The organism is Aromatoleum buckelii (assembly GCF_012910785.2).
In the GTDB taxonomy this organism is placed as follows: Bacteria; Pseudomonadota; Gammaproteobacteria; order Burkholderiales; family Rhodocyclaceae; genus Aromatoleum; species Aromatoleum buckelii.
The window spans coordinates 268,141-287,022 of record NZ_WTVH02000008.1 but is presented as its reverse complement, the minus strand read 5'-3'; the positions used below and the strand labels follow the sequence as shown (position 1 = coordinate 287,022).

The 18,882-nt window shown below is 67.6% G+C and carries 12 protein-coding genes; 6 read left to right on the top strand and 6 right to left on the bottom strand.

Annotated elements, in window-relative coordinates:
- The first annotated feature begins 143 nt into the window (after positions 1-143).
- From GO608_RS03215 to GO608_RS03200, 4 genes are all read left to right on the top strand, one after another.
- A complete protein-coding gene (locus GO608_RS03215) occupies positions 144-1,178 on the top strand; it encodes a LysM peptidoglycan-binding domain-containing protein (RefSeq protein ID WP_169197832.1) in 1,035 nt (344 codons plus the stop codon).
- 2 nt (positions 1,179-1,180) lie between these two features.
- Positions 1,181-2,353, top strand: a complete 1,173-nt coding sequence (gene dprA / locus GO608_RS03210; protein WP_169197831.1) for a DNA-processing protein DprA — start codon at positions 1,181-1,183, stop codon at positions 2,351-2,353.
- A gap of 18 nt (positions 2,354-2,371) precedes the next feature.
- On the top strand, positions 2,372-2,836 hold the full coding sequence (locus GO608_RS03205; protein WP_169197830.1) for a Smg family protein: 465 nt from the start codon (positions 2,372-2,374) through the stop codon (positions 2,834-2,836).
- Positions 2,837-2,944: 108 nt separating this feature from the next.
- Entirely contained in the window at positions 2,945-5,518 is a 2,574-nt protein-coding gene (locus tag GO608_RS03200; RefSeq protein ID WP_169197829.1) for a DNA topoisomerase III, read from the top strand.
- Between the two features lie 91 nt (positions 5,519-5,609).
- Here GO608_RS03200 and GO608_RS03195 read toward each other — a convergent pair whose 3' ends face one another.
- On the bottom strand, positions 5,610-6,749 hold the full coding sequence (locus GO608_RS03195) for an FAD-dependent oxidoreductase (protein WP_169197828.1): 1,140 nt from the start codon (positions 6,747-6,749) through the stop codon (positions 5,610-5,612).
- A gap of 120 nt (positions 6,750-6,869) precedes the next feature.
- The gene (locus GO608_RS03190) at positions 6,870-7,817 is read right to left on the bottom strand and encodes a hydrogen peroxide-inducible genes activator (RefSeq protein WP_169197827.1); all 948 of its coding nucleotides are present in this window, start codon (positions 7,815-7,817) and stop codon (positions 6,870-6,872) included.
- Positions 7,818-8,107: 290 nt separating this feature from the next.
- Between GO608_RS03190 and GO608_RS03185 the strand changes: the two genes are divergently transcribed.
- Positions 8,108-9,607, top strand: a complete 1,500-nt coding sequence (locus GO608_RS03185) for a DegQ family serine endoprotease (RefSeq protein ID WP_169197826.1) — start codon at positions 8,108-8,110, stop codon at positions 9,605-9,607.
- Here the strand turns inward: GO608_RS03185 and uvrA are convergent.
- Entirely contained in the window at positions 9,600-15,311 is a 5,712-nt protein-coding gene (gene uvrA / locus GO608_RS03180; protein ID WP_169197825.1) for an excinuclease ABC subunit UvrA, read from the bottom strand. The two genes, GO608_RS03185 and uvrA, sit on opposite strands and share 8 nt — an antisense overlap.
- Before the next feature lie 305 nt (positions 15,312-15,616).
- Between uvrA and GO608_RS03175 the strand changes: the two genes are divergently transcribed.
- A complete protein-coding gene (locus GO608_RS03175) occupies positions 15,617-15,886 on the top strand; it encodes a hypothetical protein (protein WP_168953448.1) in 270 nt (89 codons plus the stop codon).
- Between the two features lie 51 nt (positions 15,887-15,937).
- On the opposite strand, the gene efp is transcribed toward GO608_RS03175, so the two are convergent.
- From efp to GO608_RS03160, 3 genes are all read right to left on the bottom strand, one after another.
- The gene (gene efp, locus GO608_RS03170; RefSeq protein ID WP_053420616.1) at positions 15,938-16,495 is read right to left on the bottom strand and encodes an elongation factor P; all 558 of its coding nucleotides are present in this window, start codon (positions 16,493-16,495) and stop codon (positions 15,938-15,940) included.
- A 48-nt stretch (positions 16,496-16,543) separates the two neighbouring features.
- Positions 16,544-17,707: an elongation factor P maturation arginine rhamnosyltransferase EarP gene (gene earP / locus GO608_RS03165; RefSeq protein ID WP_169197824.1), complete on the bottom strand. Its 1,164-nt coding sequence runs from the start codon at positions 17,705-17,707 to the stop codon at positions 16,544-16,546.
- A 402-nt stretch (positions 17,708-18,109) separates the two neighbouring features.
- The gene (locus tag GO608_RS03160; protein WP_169197823.1) at positions 18,110-18,829 is read right to left on the bottom strand and encodes a 16S rRNA pseudouridine(516) synthase; all 720 of its coding nucleotides are present in this window, start codon (positions 18,827-18,829) and stop codon (positions 18,110-18,112) included.
- Positions 18,830-18,882 lie beyond the last annotated feature (53 nt).

Below are 18,882 nucleotides of genomic sequence, written 5' to 3'. Positions count from 1 at the left end.
TCATTACGTGCAGAATTTCAAGTGCTTTGGCATGCTCGTCCGCGCGCCGTGGCATTCGAAATCAAGACCGCGGATTGGACCTTCGACCGGCCGCTGGCGTTCCGGTAACGCAGGAATCCGGTCTGCTCCAATCGGAAACGAGCATGATCCGCATTATATTCCCTCTGCTGTTCGGCATTGCGACCCTTCTGAGCGTGCCCGCGGTCGCCGACCAGGCAACGCTTGCGGACGATGCGCCCGACAGCTACACGGTCGTCCGCGGCGATACGCTGTGGGACATTTCCGGCCGTTTCCTCAGGCAGCCGTGGCGCTGGCCCGAAGTGTGGCGCCTCAACCGCGACCAGATCCGCAACCCGCACCTGATTTATCCGGGGCAGATCGTCGTGCTCGACCGCAGCGGCCCCTACCTGTCGATCGGGCGGCGGATCGGCGCGCCCCTCTATGAAAAGCGTTTCCCGCAGATCCATTCGGAAGAGGTCGACAGCGCGATCCCGAGCATCCCGATGCAGATCATCGAGCCTTTCCTGACGCGACCGCTCGTCGTCGACGACGCGAAACTTGCCGGCGCGGGCACCGTCGTCGCGACCGAAACCAGCCGCGTCTTCATGGGCGCGGGCGACACGGTGTTCGCCAAGGGGGTGACGGAAGGCAGCGACGTGTGGCAGGTATTCCGCCCCGCCCGGCCGCTCGTCGATCCGGTGACGAACGAGGTGCTCGGCCACGAAGCGATGTTCCTCGGCACCGCACGCGTCACCGAGCACGGCACGCCGGCGACGCTGAAGCTGCTCTCGAGCGTCGAGGAGATCGGCGCCGGCGACCGCCTCGTCGTCAGCGAGCGACCCGAGGTTTTCTCCTTCATGCCGCACGCGCCCGACGCGGAAATCGAAGGACGGCTGATCGGCATCTACCGCGGCGTCATCGAGACCGGGCGCCATAACGTCGTCACCCTCAATATCGGCAGCCGCGCCGGGCTCGAGCGCGGGCACGTCCTCGCGTTGCACCGCGAGCGCGGCAGCGTCGTGTACAAGGACGACGCAGGCGGCAAGGAAACTTTCGATCTGCCGCAGCAGCGTTACGGCCTGGCCTTCGTGTTCCGCGTGTTCGACCGCGTCGCCTATGCGTTGGTGATGGATGCGGACGGACCGGTGACGGTCGGCGACAGCGTGCGCAAACCCTGAGCGTGACGCCGAGCGACGACGAACTGGCCGCGTGGCTGCGGCTGACGCTGCGCCCCGGCGTCGGCGCCGAACGCCAGCGCGCGCTGCTCGCGGCGTTCGGACTGCCCGAGCAGATTTTCGCCGCCAGCCGCAGCGCCGTCGCCTCCGTCGTCGGCGCCGAGGTCGCCGACCTGCTGCGCGCGCCGCCCGACAACGAGAAAGTCGACGCCGCGCTCGCGTGGGCCGCCGAACCCGGCAACCGCATCGTCACGCTCGCCGACCCGGAGTACCCGCGCGCGCTGCTCGATATCGCCGATCCGCCCGTCCTGCTGTACGTCAAAGGCGATCCGGCGCGGCTCTGCGGCCCGTCGCTCGCGATCGTCGGCGCGCGCTCGGCGACCGCCCCCGGCGTCAGCAATGCCGCCGCGTTCGCGAAGAGCCTCGCCGAAGCCGGTTTCACGATCGTCAGCGGCCTCGCGCTGGGCATCGACGCCGCAGCGCACCGCGGCGCGCTGGCCCACCTGGAAGGCATCACCGTCGCCGTGATCGGCACTGGCGCCGATCGCGTCTATCCGGCGCGCAACCAGGCGCTCGCCCGGCAGATCGCCGAACGCGGCGTGATCATCAGCGAATACCCGCTCGGCACGCCGGCGCTGCCGTACAACTTCCCGCGCCGCAACCGCTTGATCGCCGGCCTCGCGCGCGGCGTGCTGGTCGTCGAAGCCGCAGTTGGCAGCGGCTCGCTGATCACCGCGCGGCTCGCGACCGAGAGCGGACGCGAAGTGTTCGCGATCCCGGGGTCGATCCATTCCCCGCTCGCACGCGGCTGCCACCGCCTGATCCGCGACGGCGCGAAGCTCGTCGAGACGGCCGCGGACGTGCTCGACGAGCTCAGCTGGGGCCTTCCGTCGAGCGCCGGTGCGAGCGAAGCGGACGCGCCGGCCTGCGCGCCCCGCACCGCGAGGACACGCGAAACCCGGCCCGCCGATCCGCCGTTCGAGCCGCGAACGACGCCTCCCGCGGCGTCCGCGGAGGAGATCGGGGTGCTCGACACGCTCGGCCGCGATGCATTGGATATCGACACCCTCGCGGCCCGTTCCGGCTTGACGCTCGATGCGCTGTACGCCATTCTGCTTGCGCTGGAGCTCGAAGGGCACGTGACCCGCTTGCCGGGAGGCCGGTTCCAGCGCCTTTGATTCTCTCGTGTGCCAATCATGTTCGACATCCTGGTCTACCTCTTCGAGAACTACCTCCACGCCGCGGCGTGTCCCGAATCCGAGCAGCTGGCGCGCAAGCTCTCCGCAGCGGGCTTCGAGGAGGACGAAATCACCGAAGCGCTCGACTGGCTTTCCGGTCTGCGCGCAGTCGCGGTGTCGCCGCTCGCGCGGGTTCCGCAACCGGACTCGATCCGCCTCTACGCTGCCGAAGAACAGGCGAAGCTCGACGCCAGCTGCCGCGGCTTTCTCGCGTTCCTCGAAAACGCCGGCGCGCTCGATCCGCAGACCCGCGAGCTGATCATCGAACGCACGATGGCGCTCGGCGGTTTCAACCTGAACCTGCACCGTTTCAAGGTCATCGTGCTGATGGTCCTGTGGCAGCAGGAGCAACCGCTCGACAGCCTGATCCTCGACGAACTGCTGACCGACGAAGCGGAAGAACTCGCTCCGGTCCTGCAGTAAAGCCTCCGGCCTGCGCTTGCACGTGCCGCAGCGGCGTGCTTATCATGCGCCGCTCGATAACCCTCAACCGAAAACGCCCCGGCGCTTTTCGAAGGCAGCCCTACCGGCATGAGCAAGGAACTGATCATCGCGGAAAAACCCTCCGTCGCGCAGGACATCGCCCGCGCGCTCGGCGGTTTCACGAAAGAAAAGGACTACTTCGAGTCGGACGAGTACGTGCTTTCGTCGGCCGTCGGCCACCTTCTCGAGCTGGCCGTGCCCGAGGAATACGAAGTCAAGCGGGGCAAATGGACGTTCGCGCACCTGCCGGTGATCCCGCCCCGCTTCGCGCTGAAACCGATCGAGAAGACCGATGACCGGCTGAAGCTCTTGACCCGCCTGATCAAGCGCAAGGACGTCACCGGGCTCATCAATGCGTGCGACGCGGGACGCGAAGGCGAGCTGATTTTCAGCTTCATCGTGCAGCACTCGAAGACCGACAAGCCGGTGTCGCGGCTGTGGCTGCAGTCGATGACGCCCGGCGCGATCCGCGATGGCTTTGCGCAGCTGCGTTCGGCACAGGAAGTCGAAGGCCTGCGCTCGGCGGCGGTGTGCCGGGCCGAGAGCGACTGGCTGATCGGCATCAACGGCACGCGCGCGATGACGGCGTTCAACTCGAAGACCGGCGGCTTTCACCTGACGACCGTCGGCCGCGTGCAGACGCCGACGCTGGCGATCGTCGTCGAACGCGAAGAGAAGATCCGCCGCTTCAAGCCGCGCGACTACTGGGAGCTCGAAGCGACGTTCGGCTGCAAGGCCGGCCGGTATGCCGGGCGCTGGTTCGACGAAAGTTTCCGCAAACCCGAAGGCGACGAACACGCGACCGCGTTCCGGCTGTGGGACCGCGCGCGCGCCGACGCGATCAAGGCGAAGTGCGACGGCAAGCCGGGCATCGCCAGCGAGGAATCGAAACCATCGACGCAGCTGTCGCCGCTGCTGTTCGACCTCACGAGCCTGCAGCGCGACGCCAACGGCCGTTTCGGCTTCTCGGCGCGCGTAACGCTGCAGATCGCACAGGCGCTGTACGAGAAGCACAAGGCGCTGACCTATCCGCGGACCGATGCGCGCGCATTGCCGGAGGACTACGTCGGCACCGTCAAGGACGTGCTGCACGCGCTGCCCGACGACTACGCGCCGTTCGCCGGCGAAATCATGAAGCAGGGCTGGGTCAAGCCGAACAAGCGCATCTTCAACAACGCGAAGATCTCGGACCACTTCGCGATCATTCCGACCGGCGCGGTGCCGAAAAGCCTGTCGGAAGCCGAACAGAAGATCTACGACCTCGTCACCCGGCGCTTCCTCGCGGTGTTCTATCCGGCTGCGGAATACCGCATCACGACCCGCATCACGCGCGTCGAGAACGAAGCGTTCAAGACAGAAGGCAAAGTGCTCGTGAACCCCGGCTGGCTCGCGGTGTACGGCAAGGAAGCGGCGAAGGCCGATGACGAAGGCGGTGCACAGCTCGTCGCCGTCGAGCAGAACGAACGCGTCGCGACCGAGGACATCCTCGTCAAGGCGCTCGTGACGAAGCCTCCCGCACGCTACAACGAAGCGACGCTGCTGTCCGCGATGGAAGGCGCCGGCAAGATGGTCGACGACGAGGAACTGCGTGCGGCGATGGGCGAGCGCGGACTCGGCACGCCGGCCACGCGGGCACAGATCATCGAAGGGCTGATCGCCGAGCAGTACCTGCACCGCGAAGGCCGCGAGCTGATCCCGAGCGCGAAAGCGTTCTCGCTGATCACGCTGCTCAAAGGCCTCGACGTGTCGTCCCTGACGTCGCCCGAACTCACCGGCGAATGGGAGCACAAGCTCGCGCAGATGGAGCGCGGCCAGCTGTCGCGCCCCGAATTCATGCGCGAGATCGCCGAAATGGCGCGCGAGATGGTCGAGCGCGCGAAGCGCTACGAATCCGACACCGTGCCGGGCGACTTCGCGACGCTGTCCGCGCCGTGCCCGAAATGCGGCGGCGTCGTGCGGGAAAACTACAAGAAGTTCGCGTGTCAGGCGTGCGACTGGAGCGCGTGGAAAATCGTCGCCGGCCGCCAGTTCGAGATCCACGAGATCGAGACCCTGCTGCGCGAACGGCGCGTCGGACCGCTGACCGGCTTTCGCAGCAAGATGGGACGGCTGTTCAACGCCGAGATCCGCCTCAACGACGAGCAGCAGCCGGAGTTCGATTTCGGCCAGCCGAAGGACGACGGCGAAGGCGCCGAGCCGGTCGATTTTTCCGCGCAGGAGCCGCTCGGCCCGTGTCCGAAGTGCGGCGCGCGCGTGTTCGAGCACGGCATGGCGTATGTCTGCGAGAAATCCGTCGGGCCGGAAAAGTCCTGCGATTTCCGGTCCGGCAAAGTCATCCTGCAGCAGCCGGTCGAGCGCGAACAGATGGTGAAGCTGCTCGCCGACGGGCGCACGGACCTGCTCAAGGGATTCGTGTCGACGCGCACGCGGCGCAAGTTCTCGGCTTTCCTCGTACGCGGCGGCGACGGCAAAGTCGGCTTCGAATTCGAAGCGAAGACGCCGAAAGCGGGCGCGAAAGGCAAGACGGCAGCCGCCGCGGACGACGAAAAACCCCCGGTCGCTGCCACGGCGACGGCGAAACCCGCGCGCGCGCCGGCGCGCAAGCGCAGCAGCGCCGCCTGAGCATCGATTCGGCAGGGCTGCGGTTTGTCGCGAAACGGCCTCGGTCGCATACCGTCGTAAGCCGTGCGGCGCGGCTGCGGCCAAGACCGGTTCAGCGACCGAGCTCGCCGAGCAGGCGCTCGGCTGCGGCGACCTGATCGCCGAGCAGCGCGAATCCGCGCAGCGCCCCGCGGCGGTCGCGGAACACTGCCCTGACGCCGCGCTGCGTCGCCGCCTCGTGCCATTCCCCGGCGAGCGGCGGCGGTTCGCAGACGGCCACCGGGCAACTTTCGATCTGCAGGCGTCGTAGCCGCGCCGGCCACCGCATGCGCCGTTTTCTCCCGCACAGCACCTCGGCGAGCACCTGGGCGCCGGCTTCGATATCTTCGGGAAGCCTGAACAGGCGCCCGTCGATCTCGGCACATTCGCCCAGCGCGAAAATGTCCGGATCGGCAGTGCCCAATGCCTGATCGACGACGACTCCGCGCGCCACGGCGAGGCCCGCGTCGCGCGCGAGTTCCGTCCGCGGCGACGCGCCGCGCGCCAGCACCATTAGGTCGGCCGAAAAGCGCACGCCTGCGAGCGTCGTCAGCTCCAGCTCGTCCGGGCCCTGGTCGATACGCTGGATGCCGTCCTCGGTCATCACCTGCACGCCCGCGGCCTGCAGCGCCTGCGCGACGCGTGCGGCGCTGAGCGTCGGCAGCGTTTCCGCGAGCAGCTGATTCGCGGGTTCGAGGAGCGTCACGTGACAGCCCGAACGCGCGAGGTTGTCAGCCAGTTCGCAGCCGGCAAGGCCTCCGCCGAGCACGACGACGCGGTTTCGGCCGGCCAGTTCGCTGCGCAGATAGGCATAGTCGGCGAGGCTTCCCAGCGTCAGCGCCCGCGACGCCGCCGTTCCCCGCAGCCCCGGCTGGCGTAGCGGTGCCGCGCCAGTGGCAAGCACGAGCTGTCCATACCCGTACCGGCCTTCCCGCATCACCAGTTCATGGCGCAGCCGGTCGATCCGCAGGACGTGGCGATGCGCGAGGATCGTTGCCCCGTAGCGGTGCGCCATCTGCTCGACGGTCGCGAGGACGAGGTCCCGGGCCCGCTTGCGCCCGCCGAGCGCGCGCGCCAAGTGGAATTTTTCGTAAGCCGCACCGTCGTCCCGCGTGATCAGCACGAGCGGCCGGTCGCGATCGAGCTGTCGCAGTGCGCGCAGCAGCGCATAGCCGGCCGCCCCGCTACCGACGATGACGAGCGGCGCGCTCATCCCGGCGCTCCTGCCCATCCAGCGCTCGGATGCCCGCGTGGTCTTCGCTCGCCGAGCGCGACCGCCTTCACCGCCACGCGGGCCGCCCGCCGCGCGGCCAGCAACGCATTGCCCGGGGGTTCATGGCGCTTCCACCGTCTCGACCGTCGTGGCGCGGCCGATCGGCCGGACCCCCGGCAGCGCGCTTTCGAGGATCGCGGTGCGCAACACATCGATCGCGCCGCTGCGCGGGTAGGTCACGCGCCACGCCAGCACGACGCGCCGCGAAGGCTCCGGCGCTGCGAACGGACGGACCGCGACGAGCGGATTGTGCGCCGGGAGTTCGTCGGCTGCGGAGCTCGGCAACACCGTCACGCCGAGGCCGGTCGCGACCATGTGGCGGATCGTCTCCAGCGAGCTGCCTTCGAGCGTGCGCTGCAGGCCGCTGACGTTGCGGAAGTGCGGGCACACTTCGAGCACCTGGTCGCGGAAGCAGTTGCCGGCCCCGAGCAGCAGCAGCTGCTCTTCGGCGAGCATGGCGGGGTCGATCCGCTCCTGGCCCTGCCAAGGATGCGCTGCCGGAATCAGGACGCGGAACGGCTCATCGTAGACCGGCTGGGCGACGATGCCGGGCTCGGCGAACGGCAGTGACAGGACCACGACGTCCAGTTCGCCGCGCTTGAGCGCCTCGGCGAGGCGGGCGGTGTAGTTTTCCTGGATGATCAGGGGCATGCGCGGTGCGAGTCGATGCACGCGCGGGATCAGGCGCGGCAACAGGTAAGGCCCGATCGTGAAGATGACCCCGAGCCGCAACGGCTCCGCCAGCGGGTCCTTGCCGGCCGATGCGATCTCCGGAATCTGCGCCGCCTCGAGCAGCACTTTCTCGGCCTGCGAGACGATGCGCCGTCCGGTCGCGGTGATCTTCACTTCGGTCGCACTGCGCTCGAACAGTTGTACGCCGAGTTCCTCCTCGATTTTCTTGATCGCGACCGACAGCGTCGGCTGGCTGACATGGCACTTCTCGGCCGCGCGGCCGAAGTGGCGTTCACGGGCAAGCGCTACGAGGTATCGCAGGTCGGTCAGGGTCATCGCGTCGGTCTGCCGCGCAAACGAGTGTCAGGAAAGAGGGAAGATATTACTCCGTACCCTGCCGGCGCAGACAAGCACCTCCGTTCGCTCCCGGATCGGTTTCTGCGCGAACCCGCCCGTGCCCGGTGTGACGGAATCCGAAATCCGGCCGGGAATCGCTGCCCGCCCCGGATTGCACGCCCGACGCGCCGGCTTCGCACGCGATGACGCACCAATTCATGCCGGGAACAATTTGCATGTACTGCAAGTCCACCGGCGCAGGCAATTTTCTTCAGGGATACAGGAAAAACATGAGAAACCATCCGTTCAGCCGCCCGCTCGTCGTCGCCCTCGCCGCCATTGTGCCGGCCGCAATCGGCCTGCTGCCGTCCTCGCCGGCATTCGCCGCGGCGGAATCCGTGGCACCCCTGGTCGCGCCAAACTCCTTCGGCCTGCCCGATTTCGGTGACCTCGTCGAGCGCGTCGGCCCGGCGGTGGTCAATATCAGTGTCGTGCAGGAACGCGCCGCACCGGAAGGGGGGGCGCTCGAAGATCCGTTCTACGACTTCCTCCGGCGCTTCGGCGTGCCGGTGCCGGGCATGCCCGGGATGCCGGGCATGCCCGGCCAGGGCGGCCCGCAGATCAGCCGCGGCATCGGATCGGGTTTCATCGTCAGTGCCGACGGTTACGTGCTGACCAATGCGCACGTCGTCGGCGCGGGCGCGGGCGCGGGTGAGGGCGAAGTCCAGTCCGAAGTGACTGTGCGGCTCATCGACAAGCGCGAGTTCAAGGCGAAAGTGGTCGGCACTGATCCGCGCACCGACATCGCGCTGCTCAAGATCGACGCCACCGGCCTGCCGGTGGTGCGCACCGGCAACGCGGAGAAAGCGCGCGTCGGCGAATGGGTGGTCGCGGTCGGTTCGCCGTTCGGCTTCGACAACACCGTGACGGCAGGCATCATCTCCGCGAAGGCACGGCGCCTGCCGGACGAGAACTACGTGCCGTTCATCCAGACCGACGTCGCGATCAACCCCGGCAACTCGGGCGGCCCGCTGTTCAACCTCGCCGGCGAAGTCATCGGCATCAACTCGCAGATCTACTCGCGCTCGGGCGGCTTCATGGGCATCTCGTTCGCGATCCCGATCGATGTCGCGCTGAACGTCAAGGACCAGATCATCCAGTACGGTCGCGTGCAGCGCGGCAAGCTCGGCGTCACGATCCAGAGCATGACGCGCGAGCTCGCGCAGTCGTTCGGACTTGCCGAACCGAAAGGCGCGCTGGTCTCGAACGTCGAAGCGGGCAGCGCCGCGGACAAGGCCGGCATCAAGGCCGGCGACGTCGTGCTTGGCGTCAACGGCACGCAGATCGAGGACTCGGGCGATCTGCCGCGCATCATCGGCGACAAGCGCCCCGGCACCGAAGTGAAGCTCGAACTGTGGCGCGACGGCCGCACCCGCACGGTGACGGCGACGCTCGGCGAGATGCGCAGCGAAGCGGTCGCGGAAGGCCGCGGCGAGCCAGGCGGTCCGCAGGGCGAAGACGCCGGCGGCAAGCTCGGCCTCGTCATTCGCCCGCTGACTGCGGAAGAAGCGGCGCAGTTGGACGTGCAGGGCGGCATCGTCATCGAGCGCGCAACCGGTCCGGCGCAACGTGCCGGGCTGCAACGCGGCGACGTCATACTCTCGCTGAACAACCAACCGGTGTCGGACGTCGCGTCGTTTCGCACGATGATCGAAAAAGCCGGCGACCGCTTCGCGCTGCTAATCCAGCGTGGCGGTGCGCGCATCTTCGTGCCGATGCGCGTCAACTAGGGGGAACCGGGCGTCGTTTTGGCCGCGCCCGCGGGGACGGCTCAACGGGCGTACCGGCGGGCGTCGCACTGCGCGCGGCGAGGAACTCTTTCAGGATCGTTGCCGTGTGCGAAGCGGAACACTCGCAAACGGCAGCGACCGGGCCCTGCGCGACGATTTCGCCGCCGCCGTCTCCGCCTTCAGGACCGAGGTCGATCAGCCAGTCCGCTTCGGCCATGACGTCCAGATCGTGCTCGATCGCCAGCACCGTGTGGCCGGCGTCGGCGAGCCGCTGCAGCACCCGGATCAGCTTGTCGACGTCCGCCATGTGCAGGCCCACGGTCGGCTCGTCGAGAACGTAAAGCGTGTGTTTTTCGGCCGGCAGGGGCCGTCCGCCGGGTGCGGCATTCGTCGCGGCACGGTCCCCGGCGCGGCTGCGCACTTTAGCCAGTTCGGTGACCAGCTTGATGCGCTGCGCTTCGCCGCCGGACAGCGTCGGGCTCGACTGGCCGAGCGTCAGGTAGCCGAGGCCGACGTCCTGCAGCAGCGCGAGCGGGTGCGCGATCGACGGGTGCGCGGCAAAGAACTCGACCGCTTCATCGACCGGCATCGCGAGCACGTCGGCGATGGTTTTGTCGCGCCAGCGCACCATCAGCGTCTCGGGGTTGAAGCGCGCGCCGCCGCACGCGTCGCACGGCAGCTTGACATCGGGCAGGAAGCTCATCTCGACCGTCGTCTGGCCCTGGCCTTCGCACACCGAACAGCGCCCGGCGCCGGTGTTGAACGAGAAGCGCGACGCGCTCCAGCCACGCGTCCTGGCTTCGAAAGTGTCGGCGAACAGCTTGCGGATCGCGTCCCAGAAGCCGACGTAGGTCGCCGGGCACGAGCGCGGCGTCTTGCCGATCGGCGTCTGGTCGACTTCGAGCACGCGGCCGACCGCCTGCCAGCCTTCGATCGCACGGCAGCCGACCGGCTCGACATCGCTGGTTTGCGGCTGCGGCTGGCCGCGGCGCCGCGCGCGGGCCGCCTCCGGGTCGCCGAGCAGCTTGCGCAGGTTCGCGTGGATCACGTCGCGCGCGAGCGTCGATTTGCCCGAGCCGGACACGCCAGTGACGACTGTCAGGCGCGCGAGCGGCACAGTGGCCGACACGTCGCGCAGGTTGTGCAGGTCCGCTCCCAAGACACGGATCGACGGATGCGCGTCGTCGAGCGGCCGGCGCGGGCGCAACGGATGCTGCAGCGGCGCGCGCAGGAAAGCGCCGGTCGCCGATTCGGGCGCGGCGATCAGGTCCGCGAGGCGACCTTCGGCGACGACGCGGCCGCCACGCACGCCGGCGCCGGGACCGAGGTCGATGACATGGTCGGCGCGGCGGATCGTCTCCTCGTCGTGTTCGACGACGAGCAGCGTGTTGCCGCGATCGCGCAGCCGCTCGAGCGTGTCGAGCAGCATGCGGTTGTCGCGTGGATGCAGCCCGATCGTCGGCTCGTCGAGGATGTAGCACACGCCGCGCAGGTTCGAGCCGAGCTGTGCGGCGAGCCGGATGCGTTGCGCCTCGCCGCCCGACAGCGTCGGCGCGCCGCGGTCGAGCGCGAGGTACGCGAGCCCGACCTGCTGCAGGAAGTCGAGGCGGCCGCGAATCTCGGCGACGAGGTCGCGTGCGATGTCGATCTCGCGCCCGGCGAGCCGCAGGCTGGCGAAGAACGCGGCGAGCGCCGCGACCGGCTGCGCCGACAGTTCGTGGATGCCGCGCTCGCGAAAACGCACCGCGCGCGCGACCGGGTTCAGCCCCGCGCCGTCGCACACCGCGCACACGGCGCCGTCGGCCGGCTCCTGTTCGCCGAGCTCGCCGAGGTCCAGCGCATCCGGGTCCTCGACGCGCCCGGACAGCGCGAGGCCGGTGCCGTAGCACGCCGGGCACCAGCCGTGTTTGGCGTTGTACGAGAACAGCCGCGGATCCGGCTCCGGGAAGCTGTCGCCGCAGCACGGGCAGGCGCGCAGCGTCGAGAATGTGTGCGGCCGTGCGCCGGGCTTGCCGAGCTCGAGTACTTTGACGACGCCTTTGCCGTGTTCGAGCGCTGCGGCGAGCTGCGTGCGCAGCGCCGCCTCGTGTTCCGGCGCGACGGCGAGACTGCCGACCGGCAGCTCGATCGTGTGCTCGACGTAGCGATCCAGCCGCGGCCACTTCGCCGTCGGCAGGTAGTCGCCGTCGACGCGCAGCTGCTCGAAGCCCTTGCCCCTCGCCCATTTCGCGAGCGCGGTGTAGAGGCCTTTGCGGTTCGTCACGAGCGGCGCGAGCAGCTCGACCGACGCGCCGCGGTGCTCGCGCAGGATCTGCGCCGCGATCGCGTCGAAACTTTGCGGCGACACCGGCACGTCGCACTGCGGGCAGTACTGCGTGCCGAGCTTGACGTACAACAGGCGCAGGAACGGCTGGATCTCGGTCAGCGTGCCGACCGTGCTTTTCCTGCCGCCGCGGCTCACGCGTTGCTCGATCGCAACCGTCGGCGGAATGCCGAACAGCGCATCGACGTCCGGGCGCGCGGCCGGCTGCACGAACTGGCGCGCATACGCGTTGAGCGATTCGAGGTAGCGGCGCTGGCCTTCGCCGAACACGATGTCGAATGCGAGCGTCGATTTGCCGGAGCCGGACAGGCCGGTGATGACGGTGAAGCGGTCGCGCGGGATCGTCAGGCTGACGTTCTTGAGATTGTGCTCGCGCGCGTGGCGGATTTCGATCGCCGGCGCGGCGACGGGGCGGTAGCGGGCCACCGGTTCGGCGACGGCCGCGGGCGGCTTGCCGAGCGATTCGACGTAGCCGCGCAGCGCGGCACCCGTGTGCGACGCAGCTGCGGCCATCACGGTCTGCGGCGTTCCGGCGACGAGCAGTTCGCCACCCGCGTCGCCGCCTTCGGGGCCGAGATCGACGATCCAGTCCGCGGCGAGCAGCACGTCGAGGTTGTGCTCGATGACGACGAGCGCGTGCCCTGCGTCGAGGAGCTTTTCGAACGCGCGCAAGAGTGTCGCGACGTCGTCGAAGTGCAAGCCGGTCGTCGGCTCGTCGAACAGGAAGAGCAGGCGGCCGGCGTCGGTCTTCGCTCTGGATTTCTTGCCGCCCGGCTTCGCCGCCGCGCCAAGATGGCCGGCGAGCTTCAACCGCTGCGCCTCGCCGCCGGACAGCGTCGGCACTGGCTGGCCGAGCCGCAGGTAGTCGAGGCCGACGTCGGCGAGCGGCGCGAGCGCAGCTCCCACTGCGGGCTGGTCGGCGAAGAACGCGAGCGCTTCGGACACGGTCAGTTCGAGCACGTCGGCGACCGACCGGCCGCGCCACGCGAGCTCGAGCACTTCGGGCCGGTAGCGTTTGCCGTCGCAGTCCGGACAGCGCAGATAGACGTCCGACAGGAACTGCATCTCGACGTGCTCGAAGCCCGAGCCGTTGCAGGTCGGGCAACGGCCGGTGCCCGCGTTGAAGCTGAACGTGCCGGGCGTGTAGCCGCGGCTTTGCGCGTCGGGAAGGGCCGCGAACAGCGCGCGGATCGCATCCCACGCGCCGACGTAGCTGACCGGGTTCGAGCGCGCGCTCTTGCCGATCGCCGATTGGTCGACCATCACGACGCCGGCAAGGCTGTCCAAGCCTTCGAGGCGCGCGAACGCGCCAGGGGCTTCGGTGCCGTGGCCGAAGTGCTTTGCCAGCGCCGGATACAGCACGTCCTGGATCAGCGTCGACTTGCCCGAACCGGACACGCCCGACACGCACACGAGGTGGCCGAGCGGAAACGCGACGTCGAGCTCGCGCAGGTTGTGTTCGGTCGCACCGACGATGCGCAGCACCGGCCCGCCGGGCGTCACCGGGCGCAGCTTGCGGCCCGCGTCGACGCGCTTTCTGCCCGCGAGATACGCGCCGGTCAGGGACGCCGGATCGGCAGCGATTTCGGCCGGACTGCCGTAGCCGACGATCTCGCCGCCGCGCTCGCCGGGACCGGGCCCGATGTCGAGCAGGCGGTCGGCCGCGCGCATCAGCTGCGGATCGTGCTCGACGACGACGAGCGTGTTGCCGGCGTCGCGCAGCCGCGTCATGACGCCGAGGATGCGCTCGATGTCGCGCGGATGCAGGCCGATCGACGGCTCGTCGAGCACGAACAACGTATTGACGAGCGAAGTGCCGAGCGCGGTCGTCAGGTTGATGCGCTGCACTTCGCCGCCCGACAGCGTGCGCGACTGGCGGTCGAGCGTCAGGTAGCCGAGGCCGACCCGGGCGAGGTAGTCGAGGCGGCTGCGGATCTCGCCGAGCAGCAGCCCGGTCGCCTCGTCGAGGCCGGCCGGCAGTTCGACGCGGGCGATGAAATCGCGCACGCGGCTGACGGGAAGCGCCATCAGTTCGTGGATTGCGAGGCCGGGCAGGGGATCGCGCTTCGGCTGCTGTGCGCGATAGTCGGGGGATGGATCCGCCGCCGCGGGGGCGCCACCGGCGCCAGTCTGCACGCCGAGGTCCGCTGAGTCCTGTTCGCCGAGCCGCCACAACAGCGCCTCCGGCTTCAGCCTTGCACCGTGACATGCCGGGCACTCCGTGTAGCTGCGGTAGCGCGACAGCAGGACGCGGATGTGCATCTTGTACGCCTTGCTCTCGAGCCAGTCGAAGAAGTGGCGCACGCCGTACCATTTGCGCGGCCAGGACGCGTCCCAGCTTTTCCACTGCGGATCGCCTTCGAGCACCCAGCGGCGATGTTCCGGCGGCAGGTCGCGGAACGGGATGTCCATCGCCACGTCGTATTTCTTCGCCAGCTTCGCCATGTCTTCCTGGCATTCGCGGTAGCTCGCGGTCTGCCAGGGTTTGACGGCGCCTTCGGCGAGCGTCTTCGATTCGTCCGGGATCACGAGCGCGAAATCGACGCCGATGACGCGGCCGAAACCGCGGCAGGTCTCGCACGCGCCGATCGGCGAATTGAAGGAGAACAGGCCGGGGGTCGGCTCGGCGTAATGGATGTCGCAGTCGGCGCAGTGGAGGTCGCGGGAAAAGCGCCACACCGTCTCGCCGCCGTCATGCTGGGCACGCACCGCGAGGTGCCCGTGACCATGCTGCAACGCCGTCTCGATGGCTTCGATGACGCGGCCGCGCCCGGCGTTCGACAGGCGCAAGCGATCCTGCACGACGTGCAGCAGATCGCCTGCCGGCGCCGATTCGCGCAGGTGGATGCGCGTATAGCCCTGCCGGTTCAGCAGCGAGGTGATCTCGTCCTCGCTGAAGTTCGCCGGGACCGGCACCGCGAACGTCAGCACGAGGCGCGGGTCGTCCGCGCAGCGCTCGACGAGCGCAGCAACGATGCTGTCCGGATCGTCACGCCGCACCGGCGCGCCGCAGCGCCGGCAATGCAGCCGCGCGGCGCGGGCATAGAGCAGCTTGAAGTGGTCGGCGAGCTCGGTCATCGTGCCGACCGTCGAGCGCGAGCTCTTCACCGGGTTGGTCTGGTCGATCGCGATCGCGGGCGGCACGCCTTCGATGCGATCGACCTGCGGCTTGTCCATCCGATCGAGAAACTGGCGCGCGTACGGCGAGAACGTCTCGACGTAACGCCGCTGCCCTTCGGCGTACAGCGTGTCGAACACCAGCGAGGACTTGCCCGATCCGGACACGCCAGTGACGACGGTGATCTCGTTCAGCGCGATGTCGAGCGAAAGGTTCTTGAGGTTGTTCTGGCGCGCACCGACAATGCGGATGTGGTCTGACATGGGCGGAAGCGGAGGATCCAGGGGGCGAAGAAAAGAGATTCTAGTCTCGCTCCGCGATTCCCTCGGCGAAATCCGTGATGGACCGGCACGCCCCTTGCGTCATGCCCTTTGCGTCATTTTCGCCGGGTGAGCCGGAAATACTCGTCTGTTTCGTAGCGCGCACCGACTCATAGCCTGTTCAAACACTTGAGACTTGCGATCCGCCGCCACACGGCGCAGGAATCGCAGGCGGCCGAAGCGGGCGGCATCATTCTGGTGCGCGGGATCACCAAAAAGATGCGTCCGTCTCACCAAAGGAGACCGAGATGTTGAGCCTGTTCGACTGCATGGATTTCATCGACCTCGACAGCGACACCATCGATGTCATCGCCCGGCACGATCGCCTCCCTGCAATGCTCGCCGCCCAACGCGGCAGCCAGCTGCTCGCCGACCCGAACGGCATCTGGCAGCTGCATCAGATGCACCGCGAATTGATCGAGCAGGCGGCCCGGCGCGGTCTGCTCGGACAGGAAAAAACGCTGCGCAGGATCTACGCCGCGTTCAGCCGCAAATACCCGATGCCCCGCCAGATGTGATCGCGCAGGCGCCGCGGGACCCGCTGTGCGAGCGGGTTCCGCGAAACCGGCTTACTTCACGCGGTTCTTGTACTCGTCGGTGCGGGTGTCGATTTCGATCTTGTCGCCGATTTCGACGAACGCCGGCACCGGCAATTCGAAGCCGCTGGCGATCTTCGCCGGCTTCATGACCTTGCCCGACGTGTCGCCCTTGACGGCGGGTTCGGTGTAGATCACTTCGCGGACGACCGAATTCGGCAGGTCGACCGAAATCGCCTTGCCGTTGTAGAACACGACTTCGCACTGCAGGCCGTCTTCGAGGTACTTCAGCGCGTCAGTCATGTTCTCGGCTTCGACTTCGTACTGTTCGTAGTCGGCGTCCATGAACACGTACATCGGATCGGCGAAGTACGAGTACGTGACTTCCTTCTTGTCGAGCTGGACGACTTCGAACTTGTCGTCGGCCTTGTACACCGACTCCGAAGGCGCGCCGGTCAGGAGGTTCTTGAGTTTCATCTTCACGACCGCGGAGTTGCGGCCGGACTTGTTGTATTCGGCCTTCTGCACCACGAGCGGGTCGGCGCCCACCATGATGACGTTGCCGGAGCGAAGTTCCTGTGCGGTTTTCATGCTGTTTCCTGTCGAACGGGGGCGGCCCCGCAAATATTTAAAAACCGGTCATTTTACTGCGTTCCGCGAAAATTGCACCAGCGACGAAGTCAGATCCGGCGCGCTCGCGAGCGCCTGCGCCCACGACCGGTTATGGGCGCTGATCGCGGGCAACGCGGCCTCGAACGGGCACCACGCCGAGCCGATGTCGCCCCATCCGTTCCAGGCCAGCCAGAACTGCCTGACCGCCGCTGCCGCGCTGCGTTCCATCGTCGCCGTGTAGCGGTCGAGAAAAGCCTCGAGCTTGATCCGGTGGGCGTCCTGCTCCTGCCGGTAAATGTGCCACGCGAACGGCTGGGCGGCCCACTGCGCGCGCACGAACGAGTCTTCGCCGCGGACGAAATTGACGTCGCACGCCCACAGCAGGCGGTCGTAGCGCTCCTGGTCGACGAAAGGCAGGACGGCCGCCGTCAGCGCGCCGCCCCGGCGGCACGCACCCGCTACCGCTCCATCATCGCCAAAAAAACGCATCACATCCTCGACGACGGGTCCTTCGGGCACGAGCAGCAGCACCGGCTCGTCGCCATTCGCCCAGCGCGCGAGCAGCGCTGCGAGTGCGGGGTGTGCGTAGGCGAACAGCGAGATCAGGCGTGTTCCCGGTGGCGGCGTCGCGACCCCCAGCGCGCGTAGCAGCGCGTCGCGCAGCGCCGGCTGCGCGCGGAAACGGTCGCGCGCATCGATCAGGCCGCGTTCGCGCAACAGCCCTGCGGTGCGCGGCGAAAAACCCGGAAAGAAGAAATGCTTCAACAGTGGCAGGCGGGGGTGCGGTGAGGCCATGCGGTGGCAATCGTCGACCCAGCTTTCCGCCGACAGGTATTCGAGATTGACCCATGGCGGCGGCGACGGGCGCGCCGCCATCGCCGCCAGATAACTTTCCGGCAGCTCGCAGCCGAACGCCTCGATGACCGCGGCGGCCGGCGCGACGGACGGAAAGTCGCGCTTCCAGCAACGAATTTCGACGCCGGCGGCAAAACTTTGCCCGTCGACCGTCGAAATTTCCGGACACAGCCGCGAGAACGCTTCCAGGTCATCGATCCACAGGCGGACTGCGAGCCCGTGATCGCCCGCAAGCCCTTTGGCCAGGCGCCAGCAGACACCGATATCCCCGAAGTTATCCACAACCCGGCAGAAGATGTCCCAGTCGAAAAGGCGTTCGTCAGCGCAAGCGTTCATTTTGGTGGACAAGCACAGGGAACAAGCGTGAATGCATTGTGGAAAAAGGGCTTCAACGGCGAAAGGCCGAAATTCGACCACAATCCGCACACAGGTGAACAGCAGGTTTATCTACGGCTTTGTCCCGCGCCGAATCGCATGGGACTGCTGGAGAAAATCGACTTATCCACAGAAAAGCGGGCACTGTATACTTCTTTATCTTTAATTAATTTTAAAAAACAGAAGAACAAAAACACGAACCCGCGAAACGCGGCGAAGGAAAACCCGCAGCCTCTCCGAACCTTCGCAAAACCGCTTCGAGCGGCGCTGGACGGCGCCCGGACTCTGCTGTACAAAGCGTCTTCAGCGAACCGGAAAAGGATTTGGCGGGCAGGTCGCCGAACGTTTCCGGGTGCGGGTTTTTCAGTCTGTTGTCGTATCGAAATCGGCCAACCGGGCGAGATCGCCGTCGTCCAGCCAGCGCCACTGGCCGGGGGCGAGGTCGTCGGGCAGCCTCAGGCCGCCGATGCCGCTGCGATGCAGCGACTCGACGCGATTGCCGGCGGCAGCGACCATGCGCTTGACCTGGTGGTACTTGCCTTCGGTGATCGTCAGCTTTAGACTCCGTTCCCCCGTTCGTTCGCAAGCCGCCGCTGCGACCGGCGCGGGATCGTCGTGAAGCTGCACGCCGGCGAGCAGCGCCGAGGTCATGGTTTCGCTGACGGGGTGGCGCACGACGACTTCGTAGATTTTCGGCACGCGTTTCCGGCCGGAGCTCCAGACGTGGATGAACTGTCCGTCATCGGACAGCAGCAGCAGGCCGGTGGTGTCCTGGTCCAGCCTGCCGATAGGCTGGACACCACGGTTCACCAGCGGTTCCGGCAATAGCGCGAACACCGGCGCATGGAACTGCGGCTGGCGCGAGCACTCGTAACCGGAGGGCTTGTGCAGCATCACGTAGGCCTCGTCGCGAAACCGCCAGGTCTCGCGATCGACCGTGAAGACCAGATCTTCGGTCGGCAGGTCGGCAAAAGGATTGTCCTGGACCTGCCCGGAAATCGTCACGCGGCCGGCGCGGATCAGGGCGCGGCAAATCTTGCGGCTGCCGAAGCCCTGGGAGTGGAGAATTCGTTCGATATGCATCGGCGGATGCTAACCGAAGCGCGTTAGACTGTTGCCCCCGCGGTACGGGAGTG